Below are 20,466 nucleotides of genomic sequence, written 5' to 3'. Positions count from 1 at the left end.
AGCATCCGAGAACGCTGCCCTGCTGCTGCTTTTGGAAACTGCAAACCGTTCAGTCGAGCGCGACGTTGTACTCGGCCTTCAGCGCATCGACCTTGTCCTGATTGGCCGCCATCCAGCCGTTAAAATCCTCAATCAAGCCTGGCTTGGTCGTGGAGCTCATATAGTAGAAGTCACGGGTATGCTTGAGATCCGGGTCAAACACCAGGGCGCCATCTTGACCGGTTTCACTCAGATGATGCTGGATCACGGCCACATTGGCGTAGGCTGCGTCGATCCGGTCGCTCACCGCCTGCTTGACCAGCCCATCCAGCTCGTTGACCTCTGAAAGCTTTACCTGCCCGGACTTGGTCTCATCAAGCCACGACCATGGCGTGAAGCCGCGCACGGTGCCGAGGGTTTCAACGGCCCCCATGCCAGCACCAATCTTTTCCGGTTTCACGGACACGCCATCGATATATTCAACGATCTGTTCGGAGTAGATGACGTTCTTGTCCTGTTTCATGTCTGCGGACCAATAGGCATTGTCCGGGTATTTCAGATCGACCTCGCCATTGACCAGCATGCTCATCAGCCGGGTGATCGGGAATGGCTTGTAGGTCAAATTGTGACCCTGATCCGCAGCCCATGCATCAAGCAGGGCGCGGGCGAACCCGCCATACTCGCCGCCGTCCATGGTATAGTGCGGATAGTAGGACAGGTTCTCGACACCAACGACGATGTCTTCGGCTTGGGCGCTGATCGGTGCCAACAGCGCGGCAGAAAGACCAGCAGCGGCAATGCTGTAGCGAACCGTAGGCTTGAGTTTCAAAAGCATGATTGAGCATCTCCAACAAGCATGTGATTTAAAGCCGTCTCGGCTTGCGCGTACCATATGCGTCATTCAGGAACCCGATTATGAACGGGCACCTGAATTTCCCACTCATCCTTTACAAAGACTTGAAACAAATCTTTCCAATACGCGGCGCTTTGGACAACAGCCGTCCTGAAATCAAACGTCACGGCGGCGGGGGATGCGCCCCCTCCCCCGAACCTTGCCCCGAACCCGTGTGCTTTGGATGATCGCCTGACTGCTTTTGTCTAGAGGACGGCTGCTCTCACCGGAAGCTCGGCGCTGCCTCGTGCGTCTCCGCACAGCACGTTCTCGGACCGAACCCTAGTGATTGTCAAAAATGCGAATCCCGCTTCGCAGAATGAAGCAGCAAGGCCGGATTATGACCGCAATTGTGGCGCAACGTCAGCTTTGCGCAAGCTTGTGACGTTAATACTTGTCTCTGTAAATCGCCTCCCAGGCCTCTTTAGACTGTACAATCGGTCATTTCGATACGGGTTTGTCCTTCGATATTTGAACAAACCAGCACGTCGGCATTGCCCGCATGCGTCGATATAGTAAAAAATAAAAACCCAAACATAGGCAGTAATGACCATGCTACTTACTGCCCCGACCGTGAATCTTAAGGTAAATTCCGGCCTTAGCTCCAAAAATGAATCAAAAATGAACGGATTCACGTGAATTTGTGACTTAAGTTACACCCGGTCCGGCCGCTTTGGTGCAATAATGGCGAAATCGTGACCGATGACGCTAGGGCACAAACGCCAAGAGAGCAAAAATACGCCTGGCACATCGCTTGCTTAAACACAGTTGTGTTGGCCTTGGGAGGCGTAAAATGCAACAGGTATTGAGACTAGCAGGAATGGCTGGGCTCGTTGCCATGATGATGGCAACCGGCGCATCCGCGAAGACCGTAGCGCAGGAAACCTATACAATCCCGGAAGATCAGCTTGCCGTGACCGTGGCTTCGGCCACGCCGCAACAAGCGGATCCGCTTAATAGCGATTTGACAATCTGGGTTGGCGAAATCGAATTGCAGGGTCGTAACACCATCTGGGTCGAGCTTATCGACGGGTATGGCGAAGTCATCTACAATTCAGAAGTTCTCAGCAACGAAACCCATCTGCTTCCAGACGGGCGGGCGGTTGTTGTGAGATCAATCGACCCGGCGACCAAAATTGCAAAAACTGATGAATCCCGTGTCCCGACCGAAGGCAATCTGGTCGTGACCCGGCGCGTGGTTCAAGAAGGTAACGCGGCAACATCTGTCGAATTCATTGAAGCAACAGAAGAGCGGGAAAAATCGACCCTGCTTCACGTTGCCGAGTTTGGCCAGAGCGTATGGACAAAAACCATGGCGTTTTTCCAGGCCGCGGCAGACCGCATTCAAATCGCCTGGAACTGGCTGGTGGACACGCTTCACGCGTAACCGCGCCTGCAATTTGAAAGCATAAAAATACGGCCCGCACGTCGCGGGCCTTTTTTTTCAACAGAATCAAAGTTTAATTGAAACCCTTTGCTGATCTGAGTCGTATCAAGAGGCGTAGGCCAAATCGGGATGCGAAAGATGATCTCCGCCAACGGTGTCTTCCGAACGCACCCCGCCCGCCGTAGAATGAAATGCATCAAAAGGATTTGCCATGCGGATTGCCGTCATCGGCTCCGGTATTGCCGGGAACAGTGCAGCTTGGGCCCTTTGCGACAAGCATGAAGTGGTTCTTTACGAAAAAAGACTTCGGCCCGGCGGGCACAGTGCAACGGTAGATATCGACTATGATGGCACACCGATGTCTGTCGACACCGGGTTTATCGTTTTCAATGACCTGAACTACCCGAATTTCTCCGCTCTGCTCGACCATCTCGGTGTCAAAACCGAAGAGAGCGACATGAGTTTTGCCCTGTCAGCGCGGAGCGGCAAGAAAGAATGGTGCGGCGACAACCTCAACACGATTTTTGCACAGCGGCGGAATATCGCCTCCCCCAGCTTTTTGATGATGCTGCGCGAGATTTTTAAGTTCAACAAGCAGTGCGTTATCGACCTGCGGGCCGGAAAGCTAGAGGGTGTGACCCTTGGCGAATATCTGACCGCCAACCGGTATTCCAGCGCTTTCATCAACGATTACCTTCTGCCTATGGGTGCTGCAATTTGGTCGACACCGATCAAAGACATGCACGGATACCCGGCAGAGAGTTTCGTGTCGTTTTTCGATAATCACCGGCTCATCCATTTTGACCGCCCGATCTGGAGGACCGTGTCCGGAGGAAGCCGCAACTATGTCAACCGCCTGGTCGCCCCGCTCGCCGGGCGCATCAGGCTTGGGACCCCGGTGACACAGATCCTGCGCGAGGCAGACCACGTAGCAATCACCGATTCAACGGGCAATACCGATTATTTCGACCAGGTGGTCCTCGCCAGCCATACAGATCAAAGCCTTGCCTTGCTTGGAGATGCAACCGGCCCTGAACGTGAAATTCTTGGCAACATCCGGTACCGGCCCAACACGGTGTATCTGCACCGGGATCCGGCCTTGATGCCAAAGCGCAAGCGGGTTTGGGCATCCTGGAACTATATGTCGACGCTGGAAACCGAAGCTGGCGGCGACGTCATGGTGAGTTACTGGATGAACCGGCTGCAGAACATCGACAAATCAAAACCTGTTTTCGTAACACTCAACCCGCCGGCAGCACCGGAAGACGACAAGACCTTCGCGCGCTTCGTGTATGACCACCCACAGTTTGACGCTGGTGCGCTGGCGGCGAAAAAGCGTCTGGACGAAATCCAGGGGCAAAACCGAACGTGGTTCTGCGGGGCGTGGGCCGGTCACGGCTTCCACGAAGACGGAATGGCGTCCGGATTGAATGTCGCCCGCGCACTGGGCGCGAGTCTGCCGTGGGACACCGCCGGCCAGACCCCGGTTCTGGAAGCTGCCGAATGACGAAGATTGCGGCATCCACATGTGCCGAAAATGGCCCGCCGCCGGATGCCGCCGCAGCATTCTATGCCGGGAAGGTGATGCACCATCGGATGAAGCCGAAGGAGCACCGGTTCACATATGACGTTTTCAACCTGCTGATCGATATTGACCGGCTGGTTGAGGCAGAGCGCATGAGCCCGTTTTTCTCGGTCAACGGTTTCAATCTTCTGTCCTTCAACCCGGCGGATCATGGGCCAAGGGATGGCTCCGACCTCAGATACTATGTCAATGCGCGCTTTCAGGAGAAAGGCGTTGTCAAACCTGACCGGGTGCTGCTGCTGTGCTATCCCCGCGTCCTCGGCTACGTGTTCAATCCGCTGAGCGTTTATTACGGCTATGATGCACAGGGCACATTGACCGGCGTGATTTATGAGGTGCGCAACACATTCGGTGATCTGCACAGCTACGTTCACAAGGTTGAGCCCGGCCACGTAAGCGAAGCCGGGATACGGCAGGATCAGCGCAAAGTATTCTACGTGTCGCCTTTCATCGACATGGAGCAACACTACCACTTCCGGCTGTTGCCGCCTGGCAAATCGACCCGGGTCAGGATCCTGGAAACCGACCCGCAAGGTCCTTTGTTATCGGCAACCTTCACCGGAAACTTGCAAGATTTCGCGACACCGAACATTCTAAGGCTGTGTCTGCGCATGCCGCTACTGACGTTTAAGGTTATCGCGGCGATTCACTGGGAGGCATTCAAGATTTGGCGCAAACGCATTCGCTTTCATCCAAGGTCAAACTACGGACCGAACGGAACAATAGAAGAACCCAATTCCTGCCAGACGTTTTCGACGGGGCACGGTGCATCTTCCTCATGAGGCTGAACCATGACTGATGTCGTTGTATTGAATTCCTCAAACGCCCGCGAACACTTGCGGGGGCTTCCACGCTGGACCCGGCTGGGCCTCACCATGCTCTTGTCGCTCCGCTACGGATCCTTGCTTGTCCATTTGCCGGATGGGCAAGCCTTCATGCTGAAAGGTGCTGAACCCGGTCCCGACGCCATTCTGCATGTTCATGACTGGCGATTTGCAGGCATGGTCGTGAAAGGCGGCAATGTCGGCGTTGGCGAGGCTTACATGCTTGGCTACTGGTCGTCGCCTGACGTTACGGGATTCCTGGAGCTTTTCTGCATCAACCGGGATGCCACATTCGAGGCTCTGCATGGGCGGCCGCTGATGCGCGCGCTGCTTTCGGTGCGCCATTGGCTGAATATGAACACAAAGCGCGGTTCAAAACGCAACATTTCCGCCCACTACGACCTTGGCAACGCCTTCTACAAGGAATGGCTTGATCCGTCGATGACCTACTCTTCGGCGATCTTTGACGACAAGACCACCGATCTGGAAGCCGCACAGGCCTTGAAATATGCCTCGCTCGTGCGGGAAACCCAAATCGGGCCGAATGACAAAGTGCTCGAAATCGGCTGCGGATGGGGTGGTTTTGCCGAATTCGTGGGCAAGGAAGTTGGTGCCCATATCCGCGGACTGACCATCTCCCGCGAGCAGTATGATTTCGCCCGGGAGCGCATTTTCAAGGCGGGCCTGAACGAAAAGGTGGAAATCTGCTTTCAGGACTATCGGGACGAACGCGGCACCTATGACCGCATCGCCTCGATCGAAATGTTCGAGGCCGTCGGTGAACGCTATTGGCCGACCTATTTCAAACAACTGTCAAACTGCTTGAAACCCGGTGGCCGGGCAGGACTTCAGATCATTACCATCCAAGACCGGATGTTCGACGATTACCGTCGGAGTGCCGACTTCATTCAGCGGCACATCTTTCCGGGTGGTATGCTCCCGCCGCCGTCAAAGCTCACCGAGATCGGCAAGTCTCTTGGCCTTGACCTCAAGGATCAAAAGATATTCGGACAGGATTATGCACGCACACTTGCCGAATGGCGAACACGCTTCTGGGACGCCTGGCCGCGCATCCGGCCGCTCGGATTTGATGAGCGGTTCAAGCGGCTTTGGGAGTTTTATCTGCACTATTGTGAGGCGGGATTCCGGGCCGGCAATATTGATGTGCGGCAGATGGTTTATGTGAAAAACACCTGATCGGCAGACACACGATCACAAAACGCTAAAAACGGGCGACTCCAGCCCTTAAGTAACCGTAGTTGCACGTATATCTGCTCTCGCTTTGTTTCACAAAGCGAGAGCTTTTTTCCAGTGCTGTCATTTTTGCCGTTCAGATTCCGAGCCCGGCGCAGAGCAAAACAGTTATGCGCGCCCTGCAGGCCCGCCGTCGCTTTCGGCCCTGAGCTGTCGTGCGTGATTTGTGCAACGAAGGTCCAGAACGAGCCCACAGCGGCCACTTGCAAAGACTTTTCAGGGTGTAATGTGCTGCGTGGTCGCGGATGGCCTAAACTCACGGCCATTTTTGGCAGGAAGTTCGTTTATGCTAGCCTCAGCGTGGATACTAAACCATTACCGGTTGATGCCAGTAGGATTATCGATGTGCTTCTCAAGGTACTGAAGTAAGACATCTTCAGTGATTGCACCGTTTGTGGTCGAAAAGTACCCGCGGCCCAGAAGTTGCAGCCCTAGTAGCGCTTCTTCAAGCGCGGTAACTCGCGAAAGAGTTTGTGGGCTGACCGGCCCCTGCCCCGTCGCATAAGTTCGCTGATTGTCAGCTTTAGCAGGACGGACAAAGAGATATGGAGTGATCGCTCGAAACAACACCCTTCAGGATTATAACGCCGTTTTCTGCGCAAACCTGGCGAAAAATTTCCCGCGTTCATGTTTGACCAAAATATTTTTGGATGCGCATTGTTCCAAGTTAATAACATCATTAGTCTTGGCGCTGGAACAGAAAATTATGTTTCCTGAGGTGAACAGATATGAAGCGGCGCGATTTTCTTTCGTCTGTAGGCGTTGGTTTGGGGCTTTCTGTTTCGGGCCTGCCATTCCTACCCAAAATTGCTTTGTCTTCAGAGCCGGAATTGGAGGCAGCTCCACCGGATGCGAAGATTGCCCGAGTGGGGATCTATCCCGCGATCGGCATTTGCCGGGTTGGTGGCAGCGCGAAATGGTTTTTTGCGCCTGAACTGCCTGGCGTGCCGGCGAATCCGGACGGCGGATTTAAAGACGGGTCGAGCAAGATCAAGAAACAAGTCCAGCGGTTTCGAGTGTATGCCTTTGATAGCGAAGGCCGTGTGATTTCAGAACTGACCGATGAGACTGCGAAAATTGAATGGCGTGTCCATGTCGCCAATACCAAGGCTGCCTGGTATGGATTCAACAATCCGCTCGACAACGGTGAAATAGCACCGGGTATCCCGAACCAAAGACGCAACCAGTTCCTGCAGACGCAAGAACAGCGAGAACGCATGCTGGTCATTGATCCAGGTCCGGTCTCCATTTCTGGCGCTGGAACGAATTGGGACGGTGGAAATCCTGACTACGGCATGACCGGCCGGTTCTGGGACAGTGTCGACGTTTCCCTCGGGGAGATTCGAACGGATGATGCCGGGCGACTTCTGGTGGTGCCGCCTGACGGAGTTGCCGCAAGTCCCCGGGGCGAGCCGATCACAAGTTTTGCAGATAACGATGGTTGGCATGACGATTGGTGCGACGGGCCCGTCGACGCCACCGTCACGCTTCCTGATGGCCAGGTTCTGACAGCAGATGGATCCTGGGTCGCCTGCGTTGGGCCCAACTTTGCCCCGGAGATCCCTCCAATAAGCTCTTTGTACGACGTGATCGCAAGTATGCACTGGCAGCAAGGCTGGATACCCGAGCCGGACAAGCCGTTGTCGTTCCGCCGGGATATATATCCGACCTTCCGCCGGACCGCCCTCATGGAGTGGGTTTCCACAGCGGCCAATTTGCGCAAGGGCTGGCTGGACATAGGCGATTTTTCAGATCCCGAGTACTTGAAGAAGTTGGCGGATCCCAGTGACGCCAACCTGGAATTTCGGCAATCGGTGTTCAAAAACTTCCGAGATCCATCGGATCTCTCGCCCACCGCCTTCATTGATCAGCACCTCAAAATACCGCTCATGCCAGGCGACGGCGTCAATCACAATGGAAGCCCTTTGACCTGGTTTCAGTTCCCCATGCTGCAATACGACATGTTGAAAAGCTGGGCGGACGGGGACTTCATCGACGACTTTGAAGATCCGGCGCTGGATCAGGTTGCAGACATAGACGATCTGCCGGTTGAAGCCCGACCGCACGCGCTCACGGAAGCCGCGTTGGAACCGTGCTCGGGCGGTGCATTTCACCCGGGTGTCGAGCTCTCCTACTACCTGCGGCTCGCGCCACTTTATCAACGACATTTTGACAGCGAAGCAGAGCCGTTTCGAATTGCGCGCGGCAGCCGAACGACTTTGGTTCAGGACCTGGGCTTTTTGCTGGACTTTGAGGCCGCCACAAGGGGCGACTCGCCTGCAATCGGGCCTCAGATGCCCGGTGATCTGACCCGCTGGATGGGACTGCCCTGGCAGCCCGATGCGTTCAGTTGCCAGAGGGTCGCCATGCAGGATCATTTCCCAATACCCGTTTGGTGGCCCGCCTTGCTGCCGGTGGATGTGCTGTCAGAGCACAGTTACGAACAGATGATGCGAGAGGACCTGTCTGCGGAAGACCGTGTGAAGTTTTTCAACAATCGCGACTGGTGGGCACGCGGGGTTCCCGGAATTGGATATCACGCCAATGCGAGTTACTGGGACGGGATCCGGAATATGATCTCTATCTGGCAAGAGATGGGTTTTGTGGTCTCTCGACCGGGGCCATCCGAGGACAGTGAAGTCCCGGGTATTCCAGGAAAGGTCTTTGTGGAGGTCGGTCGAGGCAGTGTTGAAAGCCGGTACGATTGGGACCCGGCGCACGGCCAATTGCCCTGATGGCACCTGAGAACCTCCGTAGGAATGACGCTCCCGTCATTGTTTTGGGGGGAGGGATCAGCGCCATGGCGGCGTGCATGATGCTCGCCGAAAAGAACGTGCCGGTGATTTGGATTGCGCCTGAGGGATCTTCCAAACCAAAACCGGGGGAAAGCCTTGCGTCCTCAGCCGTGCCGCTGCTCAAGACACTTGGTCTTGCCTGCATTTTAGAGGCGCCCGGGCACCGGAAAGTTGAGGTTTTGTTTTCGAGCTGGGGAACGGATCAACTCGTTGAGCAAAACCGGACCGGCCTCGCTGGTGATTTGGGCTATGTGATCGACCGGTCGGTATTTGAAAATCACATCTATTGCGCCGCAGTTCGCAGACCTGAGATATCGCGGTGCTTCGACACGGCCGTTTCTCTTGAAAGATCTCATGACAGTTGGACAGTCACGACCAACTCCGGTTCTCAGTTTGAGGGGGCTTTCGTCATTGACGGAACGGGGCGTCATTCGGCCGTCGGCCGTAAATATACGACGCTCAACCGAAGCGATAAGCTGGCGGCGGCGTATGATTTTCTTATCCAAGTTGACCAGGACATCGAGCCAACACCTGCAACACTGATCGAAGCCGTTGCTGATGGATGGTGGTATGCAACGCTGCTTCAGGATCGGCGCCTTGCGGTCAACTATTATTCGGATCCGGACCTCATGCCAAAGGGGTTGGGCCATGACGTTGAGACCTGGAAACGCATCATCGGACAAAGCCGATACATCAGCCGCTGGATTGACACTGGGGGCTTTGGCGTGAGCCGCCCACCGTCTCTTGCCAGTGCTGGAACGACTTATCTATCGACCGCAGCCGGCCCGGGATGGGCGGCAGTCGGTGATGCAGCTGCCGCGTTCGATCCACTGTCATCCCACGGCATGACGTCGGCGTTGTGGACCGGAATAGAGGGCGCAAAAGCTGCCGCACTGTGGCTGGACGGAACTTCTGATCCGCTGATGCAATACCAGAACCGGGTGGCCGAAGGCGTCTCCCAATACATTACAGGCAGGGCACAGATCTACGGCCGGGAACACCGTTTTCCCGGCAGTGCCTTCTGGCAGCGGCGCTAGGGCGTCGCAGGTCGATTAGGACATTTTACAGAATGGGAAAAAGCACATGCGAATTCAACGGATTAGGACGGTATTTCTACTTTTGGCATCCACACTTTTGGTATGTGGCTATGTTGCGGATACACAAGCGCGCGATATCACAACATACCCATCGACTGCTGTCGATGGCTTGCCATACTCTGGTGTCGTAAAGGCACAGGGCATGGTCTATGTCGGAGGCGTTTTGGGAACGGCGCCCGGCACGGCCGAGCTAGTGTCCGGCGGTGTTGAAGACGAAACGCGGCAGGCTCTGAACCACGTTAAGGACATGATGGAGTTGGCAGGGACGTCGCTCGATCAGACGGTAAAGTGCATCGTTCTGTTGTCGAATATCGATTACTTTCCAAAAATGAACGATGTGTTCCGGGAGTTTTTCCCCACGAACCCGCCAACCCGATCAACCATCATTGTGCCTGAAATTCCGATGGGAGCAGCCATGGAAATCGACTGCACGGCGGTTGCGAAGGACTAGGGCGCGGCTTTGATCTGATGATATGGAGGCGCGTTGGCGTGCCAGAAACACCCTGCGTGCAGACCACCGGTTCGTGCCGCCCTTCATGCCAGTTCATCCACCCAAACTAGAGCGTCGGGCGGATAGTCAGAATCCTTTTCGGGATTCCCTATTTGGTTTGATTTGTGATTCACCGTGACAGGCGGTGGATCATGGGTAAATCTTGATCGGCAGATTTACGTAAACGCATTGTCGCGAACGTGAATGGTGGCAATACGCGGCGTGGGGCAGCCTCGCGGTTTCGGGGTTCCGGCCTCGACGACAATCAGGCATCAGGGCCGTTTTGAGGAGACGGGGGCAGTAGCGCCGTCCCGTATCGGCATCTAGTTATTCCTGCATACCGCAGCGAACTTTTGCTTCCCGCCCATCCCGCTCATTCGCTGCTGTGCGAGGAACGGCGGCATTCGGGATAAAGCCGCGTGCTGGCCAAGGACCAAATTGCGGGCGCAGAGCGGACGCATTTCGTTCATACAGCCGCTGAGCCAGGAACGTCGCCGTCTCCTGCCTGGCTACTTCTTGCCTGGCACCGGTTTTTGAAGCTTGTCCGACCACCGAAAGCCCCGCTGGACCAGAAAGTTCGGCTGGACCAGAAAGTTCGGCTGGACCGGGGTGTTCAGCTCAGCCTTTTGCCAGACGCCCGCATTCAGGTCAGGCGCCAGGGGCTCCAGCCAGCCGTTTTTCGTTTATGGCCGGAAGGCGAACCTTACACTTTTATGACAGTTTTGTCATAAACAGCGCTTCATAAGCGATAAACACAATCAATTACAATTTATGGGTGCATATTGATATTCAGCGCCAGCTAACAAAACCAAATCAATGGAATGAACCATGGCGACCTTAAAACTGAACGGCCCGCTCAACGGCAATCCGTCTGCGGCGCAGACTTCTACATCGACAACGCACCAGAGTTTCGAGGCAAGCACCACAACACGCAGTTGTCCGTCGGCACCAAAAAAGCTCAACCCTTTTGCGCGAACGCCGCGGGTCAACATTGATCAGATTGCTCAATTTCTGCCACCTAAGGACACCGTGCGTTTTGCGCTGACCAATTCCGATATTGCGTCGAGCATCGGCCGGAACACTGTCCTTACCGGTATGAGCAGGTCAGAAGCCGCACGCCTGATCCAGCAGCGGGGTGGAATAGCCAAACTCAGCGCTTTGGAAAAACAGACAGTCATGAACATCAGGTCAAACTCGCTCCGGGCCTACATTGCAAGCCTGCGAACCACTCCGCCCGAAGTCCTCCTGGAGATCGCTCATTTGCCGCGTCTCAACGACAAGGTCCTGAACGCCCTTGCCAATAACGAGCGCTCGACCGATGAAATTTTGCACAAGGTGACCGGGCACAAGCGTTCATCCAAAGAAACCGTTTCTGCGGCGATTTGGCAGGTCATGCTGAACAACATGAAGACCGACTAGCCTCTTTTGGGGAAGCGGGCACTATCTTCCAAATCAGCATCAGCTTTTTGCCATCTCACACAGAGCGGACGCATTTGCCTGCTTGTGCCTGTGTCTATCCGTCCTTCTAACCGCCAACATGACAAATTCGTCATGAGCAGCGCGCGATGGACACCAAAAACAATCGTTTGCAATTTATTGGTACGCACCAAACTCCAGTGCTGCCAGATAAAAACAAAAACAATGGACTATACAATGACTTCTCCAAAACCTGCCGGTTTCTCAAAAGCGAAACAGCGTTCAAATGCGTGCGAGGCCCCATCCGCTGAAACGCCCTGCACCGTGGGCAGATCACAACACGGACGGCAGGTCACGACAGGACTGAAAACACTTGCGCCTGCGCAAAAGGTGACCATCCAACCAATCGCTGAGTTTTTTCCCCCGAAAGGCAAGGCAAGCTGTGCACAGGACAACACCGTCGCCTCCAGCATTCGCCCTGAAGCTCTTCTCATTGGCATGAACAAGCATCATGCGCGCCGCATGATTCAGCAAAAAGGCGGAGTGGCGAACCTGACAGCGCGCGAGAAAACTGCCGTCCTGCACATCCCGTCAAATTCGCTACGTGCCTTTATAGCCCGCAAACCGGACACCCCCGTGGACGTGCTGATGGACATTGCCCAGCTTCCCGGGCTCAACGACACTGTTTTGAATGCGCTTGCCGAAAACGAACGCTCGACCAACGAAATCCTGAACCTGGTAATACGCCATCCACAAGCATCAGATGATACGCGGACTGCGGCCCGGTTCCAAAAACTGGTCAACGATACCGAGACTGCCTGACCGGACCGTCTCCGGAGAACCTGGCGATACACTCCGGATATCGGGCTGTATCGCAAAGGCTCTGTGACAAATCCGGGGCCGATTGCTTAAACCGCTCCCGGCTAGGCCTGCTTTTTCGACCAGCCAGTCGATTTGCGCACCAGCTTGAAATACAGGCCGTAGGGGAGTGTTTGAAGCAGTTTGAGTTGGCGCACGAAAGCGGCGGGAAAAGCGATTTCGAATTTGTTCGGATGTTTGAGCCCTGTGCGGATTTCCGCCACAGCCTCTTCCGGGCTGAGCAAATGGGGCATGGGAAAGGGGTTGGACTTGGTGGCCGGCGTATCCACGAAGCCCGGGTTGATGACTTGGATCCGTATCCCGGCAAGGTCGAGGTCGAACTTCAAGGCCTCGGCCATATTGATCAAGGCGGCTTTGGTCGCCCCATAAGCAGCAGACGTTGGCAGTCCGCGATAGCCTGCAACAGAGGACACGATGGCGATTTGACCACGGCGCCGCGCTTTCATCGTGTCAATGACCGGCAGAATGGTGTTCACCGTCCCGGTCAGGTTGATGTCGATGGTTTTTTGCCACTCGTCAGCGTTGTTGTTGAGACCATCCTGCGGATAATACACACCGGCATTGGCGACGAGCAGCGCAATCGGACCAGCCTCATTTTCGACGCGTTCGCAAGCGCTGCGCATCTCGTCCCGGCTGGACACATCGCCCGGCACGGCAATGATCTTGCCGCTGAGTTTCGCGCTTTCGCCCGCAAGTGCGTCCAATTTGTCTTGAGAACGGGCTGTCGCCGCGACTGTCCAGCCGTCTGAGGCGAAAGAAAGAGCCAACTGGCGACCGATCCCGGAACTTGCTCCGGTTATCCAAACACAGCCGTCTGCGGACTGGGCAACATATTTGTCAGACACTTACGCCTCCTGGGTTATGCCCTATACGAGCCAACCCAGGTGCTTGGATGAACGTTACCCGACAAAGGGCGCAAAAAAGCGGCCGACCGGGCCCGTCAGGCGCAAGCGCCCTTCTGTCACGGCGAAACAAATGCAGTCTTCACCTTCATCAGCGATTGGCTTGTGATCAACACTGTCATCTGCAAACGCAATATCGCCGCGGACATAGTGACCGTCGCTGTCCTTGAAGCCGCCCTGAATGACGAGGGTCAATTCGGTCCCGTGGTGGGTGTGCGAAGGCATCGCTTTTCCGCCGCGCACCCAAAGAAGGCTGGCGTTGCATCCATCGATTTCGCCAAGTTTGACTTCGCGCACACCCGGAATAAGCGTCCGCCACGGCAGGTCGTCGATCGACCCGTCGATGATCGCGCGGAGACTTTTCGGAATTCTCTGATCCGGATTTTCGCGTTCAGTCAATGTTGATTTGCTCACAATCGGCTCGTCGTCCGCAAAAATTGCGGCAAGTGCGGCGTCCCGGTCGCTCAGTTCCGCTGGGGCGGTGTCTTCCAGTCCAGCGCCAGCAAGCGCTTCGAGCGAACCAACGTAAGCACGGCTCTGATTCGACAGCTCGAGATGCGCGTCCACAAGCGCCTGGGCAGGCGAGGCAAGCGTCCCAGCGGCATAGCTTGCGAGCAATTCATCAAGGCCTGTTACATTCTTTTCCATGACAGTTCTCAATTTGTGCCGCGATGCGCGGCATTTGGTTTGGTTAGATTACGCCATCCACACTTCGCCGGATCATAGAATACACAAAGAAAATACATAGAACCGCCGTGTTTTTCCATCGATTGCACAGATAAACTCATTCTGTATTTTCAATGAGGGCCACGACCGACTTTGCCAAGTGGTTGATTGCGCGCGTGACAGGCTTTAGCGTCTCCCCACTTTTACTTCTCCCGTATCAGGACAGTTTTCATGACCGCGTTTTCGTCCGTTGTCGACGCCATTGGCAACACTCCCCTCATCCGTCTCAACGCGATTTCAGATGAAACCGGCTGCGAGATTTACGGCAAGGCCGAGTTCATGAATCCCGGCCAGTCGGTCAAGGACCGCGCCGGGCGGCAGATGATTCTGGAGGCGGAGGCGCGCGGTGATCTGAAGCCCGGCGGTTTGATCGTTGAAGGCACAGCTGGCAACACCGGGATCGGCTTGGCTTTGGTGGCCAGCGCACGCGGTTACCGGACAGTGATTGTGATTCCAGAAACGCAGAGCCAGGAAAAAAAGGACATGTTGCGCTTGTGCGGCGCCGAACTGGTTCAGGTCCCGGCGAAACCCTTCAAGGATCCGAACAACTATCAGCATGTCGCCCGGCGGCTTGCCGAACAATTTGCTGAAAATGAACCGAACGGTGTGCTGTTCGCCGACCAATGGAATAACCTCGACAACCGTAAGGCGCATTATCTGACCACGGGCCCCGAAATGATGCGCGACACCGATGGCAAAATTGACGCGTTTATTTGCGCTGTGGGAACCGGTGGAACGCTGGCAGGCGTGTCCACATATTTGCGCGAGCAAAAACCGGGCATCGTCATCGGATGTGCGGATCCTCTGGGTGCGGCCATGTTCAAACTTTTCACGACCGGCGAAGCCAAGGCGACAGACGGCGGCTCGATTTCTGAGGGGATCGGGCTCGGCCGGGTGACCCCAATCATCGAAGACCTTAAAACCGACCACGCCTTCGCCATTCCAGACGAAGAAGCGTTGCCGCTGATTTACGACCTGGCTGAAAATGAAGGTCTGTTGCTGGGCGGGTCCTCGGCAATCAACATTGCAGGCGCCCGGCGGCTGGCAAAGGAGATGGGCCCGGGGCATACGATCGTCACCATCTTGTGCGACCATGGCACGCGTTATCAATCAAAGCTCTACAATCTGGATTTCCTAAGATCCAAAAACCTTCCCGTACCGTCATGGCTGGAACCGCGTGAGGCTATACAAGCTCCGCTCGTTTGAGCACAACAGCTTTTACCGGGTGACGGCTCATGAGCATTCCCGCACTTGGAAACGATGCGTCGCAGACTGCGAAAGACGTTGTTCGTGACGCGGTTTCCGACGTAACCGTCGTCGATACGGTGGCAAACAATCTCGGGATTGTTGCCGCCCTTCTCGTTGTTCTGTATGCGCTGGCGTTTGTTTGCGCGATCCGGGAAATCATGAGCAGCCGTACCGCCCAGGGCTCCATCGCCTGGCTCCTGTCTCTGGCCTTCCTTCCGTATGTCACCGTGCCGCTGTACTTCATCTTCGGCTGGCGATCCTTCACCGACTACGCAATCGTTCAAACCAAGCTCGGACGCTCTGAACGGGCCCGGCGGGCCAAGGAACTGCGCATCTCTGACGAGGCTGAAACACGGGATTGGCCGGTTCTGGCCAAGGTGTCAAATATGCCGTTTTTGGCCGGAAACGCGTGCGATCTTCTGGTTGACGGTGACGCTGCATTCCGGTCGATGCTGGACGGCATCAGAGCGGCCAACCACACCGTTTTCTTCCAGTTCTTCACGATCGCTGATGACCAGATCGGAACGGAGGCGGCCGACGCTCTGATCGAGCGGGCAGAGGCCGGGGTCGAGGTCTACGTTTTATATGACGAAATCGGCTGCAAGAGCCTGCCGCACTCCTATCTCAACAGATTGAGACAGGCCGCCGTCCATGTTAGCGGGTTCAACGAGACCCACCGGTTTTTGCGAATGATGGGGCCGATGCGGCTCAACTACAGAAACCATCGCAAGCTCGTGGTGGTTGACTACGAGCATGCGTGGGTGGGCGGGCACAACGTGGCCGATCAGTATTTGGGACGGTCCGAACGGTTTGGCCATTGGCGTGATACCCATGTCAAAGTATCCGGTCCGGTTGCGGTCGCTTGCGCCGTTTCGTTTTCTGAAGACTGGCTATGGGCATCGGGCAAGGAAATCGATCTGCCCGAGGTCACCCGGATCGCCAAGCCCGGCGATGAGCCAGTCCTTGTCATGCCGACCGGTCCTGCAGATGTGCTGGAAGAGTGTGCCATCGCGTTTGCCGAGGCGGCGGGGCGGGCACGCAAGCGCCTTTGGATTACATCTCCTTATTTCGTGCCCTCGATCGACATTCAAACAGCGCTGTTTGCCGCCGCCATGCGCGGTGTTGATGTGCGTATCTTGCTCCCGGAAAAGGCAGATCATTTGACGGTCTGGCTGGCAAGCCATGCTCATGCGGATGTCATGGTCGACCGCGGGGTCAAAGTCTACCGGTATCAAAAAGGGTTCCTGCACCAGAAGGTGACGCTGGTCGATGATGAACTTGCATCGATTGGAACCGTCAATTTCGACAATCGGTCCTTCCGGATCAATTTCGAAATCACCTTGTGGTTCACCCATGAGCGGATGATCTCGAAGGTCGCTGAAATGCTGGAACAGGACTTTGTGAACGCGCGGCAAACCCAGCCGGATGATCTCGACAAACGCAGCTACGGCTTCCGGGTACTCGCCCAAGGCGCCCAGCTGCTGTCCCCGATCCTTTGAGGTTACGATTTATATCTTCCAAGGCCCGGAATTTCCGTGTTAGGAACGCTTTTGATCACCGGGGTCCAACACAATGACTTTTGCTTTTTTGCCTGACTTGGCCGTTGTTGCAACGTTCACCGCCGCTGCTGCTGTGTTGACCATTACCCCCGGTCCGGACATGACACTGTTCATGAGCAAGACCCTGACTCAGGGCCGCAAGGCCGGCGCAGCCGCGGTATTCGGTGCGGCCTCCGGCATTGTGGTGCATTCCCTATTTGCAGCGCTCGGTATCTCCGCCCTACTGGCTACGTCGGCAACGGCGTTTGCAGTCTTGAAATATGCCGGGGCAGCCTATCTCGTTTTTCTGGCGGTACAAGCCGTGCGCAACGGATCAGCGCTGTCGCTTGAACAAGCTGCAACTCAGAAAGAAAAGCTGTCGCGCGTCTGGCTGCAGGGCCTGACTATAAATCTGCTCAATCCCAAGATCGTCTTGTTTTTCGTGACCTTCCTGCCGCAGTTCGTGTCTGCAAGTGACCCGTTCGCAGCTCAAAAGCTATTGTTCTTAGGTTTCTACTTCATCGTGCTAGCGGTGCCGTCCTGCCTTTTGATGGTGTTTTTTGCCAGTGCCTTTGCCCGGTTCCTGAAAAACTCCCCCCGGGCCATGCGGGCCTTTGATTGGACCTTCGCAGGTATAATGGGCGGATTTGCGCTGAAGCTGCTGGCAGCTCAAGCCGCCACCCGGTAGGCCTTGGCTCCACTGGTCCATGCGTCATGAATTTGGAGTGGCGGAGCGCGTCTTTAGCATTGACCCGAGCTTATCTGCCGGGGCACCTTTCAAGGCGTTTCCTGTCAGATACCTGCCCGCTCCGGAGTTTCCAATGACCGTACCCCTGTTCCGCGACGACGCCTATTTGCGGACCTGCGAAGCAAAGGTGATCGGTGTGAATGATCGCGGCGGGATCCTTCTGGACCGCTCGGTGTTCTACGCTTCCGCGGGTGGCCAGCCAGGCGACACCGGATTTCTCGAGCTTGATGACGGCACACACATCAAGATCGAAACGACGGTCTATGACCAAGACCGCAACACAATCGTTCACGTGCCCGCAGACACCCAGCCGGTCCCCATTGCCGGTATGTCGGTCGTTGTCCATTTAGATTGGGCAAGACGTTACCGCATGATGCGCATGCACACAGCGCTTCACCTTCTTTCCGTCGCCCTACCCTTCCCTGTGACCGGCGGTCAGATCGGGGATGGTGAAGGCAGGCTTGACTTCGACATGTGCGATGCGGCTCTCGACAAGGATGCCCTCATTGAAACGGTGAACACACTCGCGGCCGCCGATCATGAGGTGACATCGGAATGGATTACAGACGCGGAACTTGATGCCAATCCCGGTCTTGTGAAAACGATGTCTGTCAAACCGCCGCGCGGCTCTGGCCAAGTGCGTTTGGTCAGAATAGGCGGTGATGTTGATCTTCAGCCTTGCGGCGGCACGCATGTCAGCCGCACATCCGAAATCGGACCGCTGAGCCTCGGCAAAGTCGAAAACAAGGGCAAACAGAACCGGCGCGTGCGCCTTCGACTGGACGATTGAGGAGGCGGACGCGATGGAACTGGAAGGCAGCTGTCATTGCGGGGCGATCCATTTCACCGTCCAGAGCAAGACACCTTATCCCTACATGCGCTGTTACTGTTCGGTGTGCCGCAAGACCACCGGAGGCGGCGGATACGCGATCAATCTGATGGGTGATGCACGCACGCTGAACATTCACGATCCGCACAAGGCACGCAAAATCTACCAGGCCGAATTCGAGACCGGGCTGAGCCCCGCGGAACGCTCCTTTTGCGGAACATGCGGCAGTCATTTGTGGCTTTGGGATCCGCGCTGGCCGGACCTCGTTCACCCCCTTGCCGCTGCAATCGACACTCCTCTGCCCAGAACGCCTGAAACCGTGCATATCCTGTTGGAGAGCAAGCCCGAATGGGTTGAGGTGGCCGTTGGCTCTACGGAGAGCCACTATCAAGAATATCCGGACCTTTCGATTGAAAACTGGCACAAACAAAAGAACCTTTACGAGGGAGACTGATCCAGATGACGACATCGCCGCTTGTCTCGACGCAATGGCTGGAAGACCACCTCAACTCCCCTGACATCGTCGTGCTCGACGGATCCCTTTACCTGCCACAAATGGGCCGCGATGCGGATGCCGAATTTAATGAGGGTCATATTCCGGGCGCGATCCGCTTCGACATCGACGATGTCAGCAATTCGGCCTCCGGCCTGCCGCACACCCTGCCCGAACCCCATGTATTCGCTTCGAAAATGCGCAAACTCGGTATCGGTGACGGCCAAACGATTGTCGTTTATGACGGAATCGGTCTTTGGTCAGCCGCTCGGGTTTGGTGGATGTTCAAGGTCATGGGGGTGAAGGATGTTTATGTCCTGGACGGCGGCTTGCCCAAGTGGACCGAAGAAGGCCGCCCCTTGGAGGACGGGCCCGTTCAGGTCCGTGAGCGGCATTTCACCGCTCGTCTCGACCGCGGCGCGGTCTCAAACCTGGATGACGTGAAAAAAATCATCGAAACCAAATCCCGCCAGATTATCGATGCGCGCGCCGCGGAACGGTTTTCTGGCGAAGCGCCAGAACCGCGCGCGGGCATGCGCTCGGGCCACATGCCCGGTGCCCTCAACGTGCCGGTAATGAGCCTGACCCGTGAGGACGGCACGCTGAAGGACGCTGCAGAACTCCGTGTTCTTTTTGAAGAGGCGGGCGTCGATATCACCAAACCGGCAACAACCACCTGCGGTTCCGGCGTGACAGCCGCCGCGCTTACGCTGGCGCTCACAACCCTGGGCGCGACGGATCTAACACTCTATGACGGCTCCTGGAGCGAATGGGGCGGCCGGGAGGACACGGACGTCGTCAGCGGCGCATAGCTCTGCGCCGGACCTTCATCAGGCCGCTTCCTAGTTTGAAGCGGCCAACCGGATGATTTCTTCGCCCTGGCCATTTAAAAGCACCAGAACTTGTTGACCTTCTTCACTGCGAAAATCGCGGACGGTGCCAATGGCTTTCAGGAAATTCTTTTCCTGATCCATGATCTCCGGCTCACAGGCTTTTCGGGTCGCAGCCAGCGGCCCAATAAGAATGCCTCGACCTTCGAACCTGAGCGGGCCGAAAACGGTATTGCAGCCGCCGCTGCCATCGATCGTGCCGGCTTCCTCAAACTCAAGAATGACCGTGGCGGCATCGGTGACGGCTGTCCCCTCTATTGAGACCACCTGCCATTTGCCCAGAAGATCGAGCGGAACTTCCTCCTGAGCCCACACCGCGCCCGGTGCGAAGGCAACTGCCCATGCCGTGAATCCGCCGACCCCGGCAGCGCGCGCGCGGCGCAAACCCCTTGAAATCCATTTTCCCAACGACATCACGATCAAGTCCTCCCAAACCTTTGCGTGTTGTGCAGGCCGAGCTGCGGTGCGTTGCCGTCACGACAATTGCAGAACCC

At 56.0% G+C, this 20,466-nt stretch carries 20 protein-coding genes; 16 read left to right on the top strand and 4 right to left on the bottom strand.

All coding sequences use genetic code 11. The annotated features are described in order from the left end of the window. Nucleotides 1-49: 49 nt before the first annotated feature. Nucleotides 50-814: a substrate-binding periplasmic protein gene (locus tag JM93_RS01500; protein WP_170230469.1), complete on the bottom strand. Its 765-nt coding sequence runs from the start codon at nucleotides 812-814 to the stop codon at nucleotides 50-52. 850 nt (nucleotides 815-1,664) lie between these two features. Between JM93_RS01500 and JM93_RS01495 the strand changes: the two genes are divergently transcribed. From JM93_RS01495 to JM93_RS01450, 10 genes are all read left to right on the top strand, one after another. Beyond that, a complete protein-coding gene (locus JM93_RS01495) occupies nucleotides 1,665-2,258 on the top strand; it encodes a hypothetical protein (RefSeq protein ID WP_208994861.1) in 594 nt (197 codons plus the stop codon). 211 nt (nucleotides 2,259-2,469) lie between these two features. Then, a complete protein-coding gene (locus tag JM93_RS01490; protein ID WP_145340300.1) occupies nucleotides 2,470-3,765 on the top strand; it encodes an NAD(P)/FAD-dependent oxidoreductase in 1,296 nt (431 codons plus the stop codon). Further along, nucleotides 3,762-4,625 carry a DUF1365 domain-containing protein gene (locus tag JM93_RS01485; RefSeq protein ID WP_145340299.1) on the top strand — a complete coding sequence of 288 codons (864 nt, stop codon included), beginning with the start codon at nucleotides 3,762-3,764 and terminating at the stop codon, nucleotides 4,623-4,625. The genes JM93_RS01490 and JM93_RS01485 overlap by 4 nt, the downstream gene beginning before the upstream one ends. A gap of 9 nt (nucleotides 4,626-4,634) precedes the next feature. After that, nucleotides 4,635-5,864, top strand: a complete 1,230-nt coding sequence (locus JM93_RS01480) for an SAM-dependent methyltransferase (RefSeq protein WP_145340298.1) — start codon at nucleotides 4,635-4,637, stop codon at nucleotides 5,862-5,864. Nucleotides 5,865-6,649: 785 nt separating this feature from the next. Then, nucleotides 6,650-8,656, top strand: a complete 2,007-nt coding sequence (gene goxA / locus JM93_RS01475; RefSeq protein ID WP_145340297.1) for a CTQ-dependent glycine oxidase GoxA — start codon at nucleotides 6,650-6,652, stop codon at nucleotides 8,654-8,656. Next, the gene (gene goxB / locus JM93_RS01470) at nucleotides 8,656-9,753 is read left to right on the top strand and encodes a glycine oxidase maturase GoxB (RefSeq protein WP_145340296.1); all 1,098 of its coding nucleotides are present in this window, start codon (nucleotides 8,656-8,658) and stop codon (nucleotides 9,751-9,753) included. The genes goxA and goxB overlap by 1 nt, the downstream gene beginning before the upstream one ends. Nucleotides 9,754-9,799: 46 nt before the next feature. Further along, nucleotides 9,800-10,264: a RidA family protein gene (locus JM93_RS01465; protein WP_145340295.1), complete on the top strand. Its 465-nt coding sequence runs from the start codon at nucleotides 9,800-9,802 to the stop codon at nucleotides 10,262-10,264. Between the two features lie 458 nt (nucleotides 10,265-10,722). Further along, entirely contained in the window at nucleotides 10,723-11,034 is a 312-nt protein-coding gene (locus JM93_RS01460) for a hypothetical protein (RefSeq protein ID WP_145340294.1), read from the top strand. A gap of 97 nt (nucleotides 11,035-11,131) precedes the next feature. Further along, the gene (locus JM93_RS01455; RefSeq protein WP_145340293.1) at nucleotides 11,132-11,722 is read left to right on the top strand and encodes a BRCT domain-containing protein; all 591 of its coding nucleotides are present in this window, start codon (nucleotides 11,132-11,134) and stop codon (nucleotides 11,720-11,722) included. Nucleotides 11,723-11,956: 234 nt separating this feature from the next. Then, the gene (locus tag JM93_RS01450; protein WP_145340292.1) at nucleotides 11,957-12,541 is read left to right on the top strand and encodes a hypothetical protein; all 585 of its coding nucleotides are present in this window, start codon (nucleotides 11,957-11,959) and stop codon (nucleotides 12,539-12,541) included. A 101-nt stretch (nucleotides 12,542-12,642) separates the two neighbouring features. Here JM93_RS01450 and JM93_RS01445 read toward each other — a convergent pair whose 3' ends face one another. Continuing rightward, on the bottom strand, nucleotides 12,643-13,443 hold the full coding sequence (locus JM93_RS01445) for an SDR family NAD(P)-dependent oxidoreductase (protein WP_145340291.1): 801 nt from the start codon (nucleotides 13,441-13,443) through the stop codon (nucleotides 12,643-12,645). A 54-nt stretch (nucleotides 13,444-13,497) separates the two neighbouring features. Beyond that, a complete protein-coding gene (locus JM93_RS01440; RefSeq protein ID WP_145340290.1) occupies nucleotides 13,498-14,148 on the bottom strand; it encodes a ChrR family anti-sigma-E factor in 651 nt (216 codons plus the stop codon). Between the two features lie 249 nt (nucleotides 14,149-14,397). Between JM93_RS01440 and JM93_RS01435 the strand changes: the two genes are divergently transcribed. From JM93_RS01435 to sseA, 6 genes are all read left to right on the top strand, one after another. Next, nucleotides 14,398-15,432 carry a cysteine synthase A gene (locus JM93_RS01435; protein ID WP_145340289.1) on the top strand — a complete coding sequence of 345 codons (1,035 nt, stop codon included), beginning with the start codon at nucleotides 14,398-14,400 and terminating at the stop codon, nucleotides 15,430-15,432. Nucleotides 15,433-15,461: 29 nt separating this feature from the next. After that, the gene (gene cls / locus JM93_RS01430) at nucleotides 15,462-16,973 is read left to right on the top strand and encodes a cardiolipin synthase (RefSeq protein WP_145340288.1); all 1,512 of its coding nucleotides are present in this window, start codon (nucleotides 15,462-15,464) and stop codon (nucleotides 16,971-16,973) included. Nucleotides 16,974-17,046: 73 nt separating this feature from the next. Beyond that, nucleotides 17,047-17,700 carry a LysE family translocator gene (locus JM93_RS01425; protein ID WP_145340287.1) on the top strand — a complete coding sequence of 218 codons (654 nt, stop codon included), beginning with the start codon at nucleotides 17,047-17,049 and terminating at the stop codon, nucleotides 17,698-17,700. A 133-nt stretch (nucleotides 17,701-17,833) separates the two neighbouring features. Further along, nucleotides 17,834-18,550 carry an alanyl-tRNA editing protein gene (locus JM93_RS01420; protein ID WP_145340286.1) on the top strand — a complete coding sequence of 239 codons (717 nt, stop codon included), beginning with the start codon at nucleotides 17,834-17,836 and terminating at the stop codon, nucleotides 18,548-18,550. Nucleotides 18,551-18,563: 13 nt separating this feature from the next. Next, the gene (locus JM93_RS01415; protein ID WP_145340285.1) at nucleotides 18,564-19,043 is read left to right on the top strand and encodes a GFA family protein; all 480 of its coding nucleotides are present in this window, start codon (nucleotides 18,564-18,566) and stop codon (nucleotides 19,041-19,043) included. A 5-nt stretch (nucleotides 19,044-19,048) separates the two neighbouring features. Next, entirely contained in the window at nucleotides 19,049-19,894 is an 846-nt protein-coding gene (sseA, locus tag JM93_RS01410; protein WP_145340284.1) for a 3-mercaptopyruvate sulfurtransferase, read from the top strand. A gap of 30 nt (nucleotides 19,895-19,924) precedes the next feature. Here the strand turns inward: sseA and JM93_RS01405 are convergent, their stop codons facing one another. After that, nucleotides 19,925-20,386 carry an META domain-containing protein gene (locus JM93_RS01405; protein WP_145340283.1) on the bottom strand — a complete coding sequence of 154 codons (462 nt, stop codon included), beginning with the start codon at nucleotides 20,384-20,386 and terminating at the stop codon, nucleotides 19,925-19,927. Between the last annotated feature and the right edge of the window lie 80 nt (nucleotides 20,387-20,466).

This window comes from Roseibium hamelinense (assembly GCF_007830545.1).
Lineage (GTDB): Bacteria > Pseudomonadota > Alphaproteobacteria > Rhizobiales > Stappiaceae > Roseibium > Roseibium hamelinense.
The sequence above is the reverse complement of the archived record's forward strand: the minus strand, read 5'-3'. Positions and strand labels throughout refer to the sequence as shown.

Bases quoted from the DNA above. Each gene is read 5' to 3' on its own strand.
- JM93_RS01500 (WP_170230469.1), bottom strand. From the start codon at position 814: ATGCTTTTGAAACTCAAGCCTACGGTTCGCTACAGCATTGCCGCTGCT.
- JM93_RS01495 (WP_208994861.1), top strand. From the start codon at position 1,665: ATGCAACAGGTATTGAGACTAGCAGGAATGGCTGGGCTCGTTGCCATG.
- JM93_RS01490 (WP_145340300.1), top strand. From the start codon at position 2,470: ATGCGGATTGCCGTCATCGGCTCCGGTATTGCCGGGAACAGTGCAGCT.
- JM93_RS01485 (WP_145340299.1), top strand. From the start codon at position 3,762: ATGACGAAGATTGCGGCATCCACATGTGCCGAAAATGGCCCGCCGCCG.
- JM93_RS01480 (WP_145340298.1), top strand. From the start codon at position 4,635: ATGACTGATGTCGTTGTATTGAATTCCTCAAACGCCCGCGAACACTTG.
- goxA (WP_145340297.1), top strand. From the start codon at position 6,650: ATGAAGCGGCGCGATTTTCTTTCGTCTGTAGGCGTTGGTTTGGGGCTT.
- goxB (WP_145340296.1), top strand. From the start codon at position 8,656: ATGGCACCTGAGAACCTCCGTAGGAATGACGCTCCCGTCATTGTTTTG.
- JM93_RS01465 (WP_145340295.1), top strand. From the start codon at position 9,800: ATGCGAATTCAACGGATTAGGACGGTATTTCTACTTTTGGCATCCACA.
- JM93_RS01455 (WP_145340293.1), top strand. From the start codon at position 11,132: ATGGCGACCTTAAAACTGAACGGCCCGCTCAACGGCAATCCGTCTGCG.
- JM93_RS01450 (WP_145340292.1), top strand. From the start codon at position 11,957: ATGACTTCTCCAAAACCTGCCGGTTTCTCAAAAGCGAAACAGCGTTCA.
- JM93_RS01440 (WP_145340290.1), bottom strand. From the start codon at position 14,148: ATGGAAAAGAATGTAACAGGCCTTGATGAATTGCTCGCAAGCTATGCC.
- JM93_RS01435 (WP_145340289.1), top strand. From the start codon at position 14,398: ATGACCGCGTTTTCGTCCGTTGTCGACGCCATTGGCAACACTCCCCTC.
- cls (WP_145340288.1), top strand. From the start codon at position 15,462: ATGAGCATTCCCGCACTTGGAAACGATGCGTCGCAGACTGCGAAAGAC.
- JM93_RS01425 (WP_145340287.1), top strand. From the start codon at position 17,047: ATGACTTTTGCTTTTTTGCCTGACTTGGCCGTTGTTGCAACGTTCACC.
- JM93_RS01420 (WP_145340286.1), top strand. From the start codon at position 17,834: ATGACCGTACCCCTGTTCCGCGACGACGCCTATTTGCGGACCTGCGAA.
- JM93_RS01415 (WP_145340285.1), top strand. From the start codon at position 18,564: ATGGAACTGGAAGGCAGCTGTCATTGCGGGGCGATCCATTTCACCGTC.
- sseA (WP_145340284.1), top strand. From the start codon at position 19,049: ATGACGACATCGCCGCTTGTCTCGACGCAATGGCTGGAAGACCACCTC.
- JM93_RS01405 (WP_145340283.1), bottom strand. From the start codon at position 20,386: ATGTCGTTGGGAAAATGGATTTCAAGGGGTTTGCGCCGCGCGCGCGCT.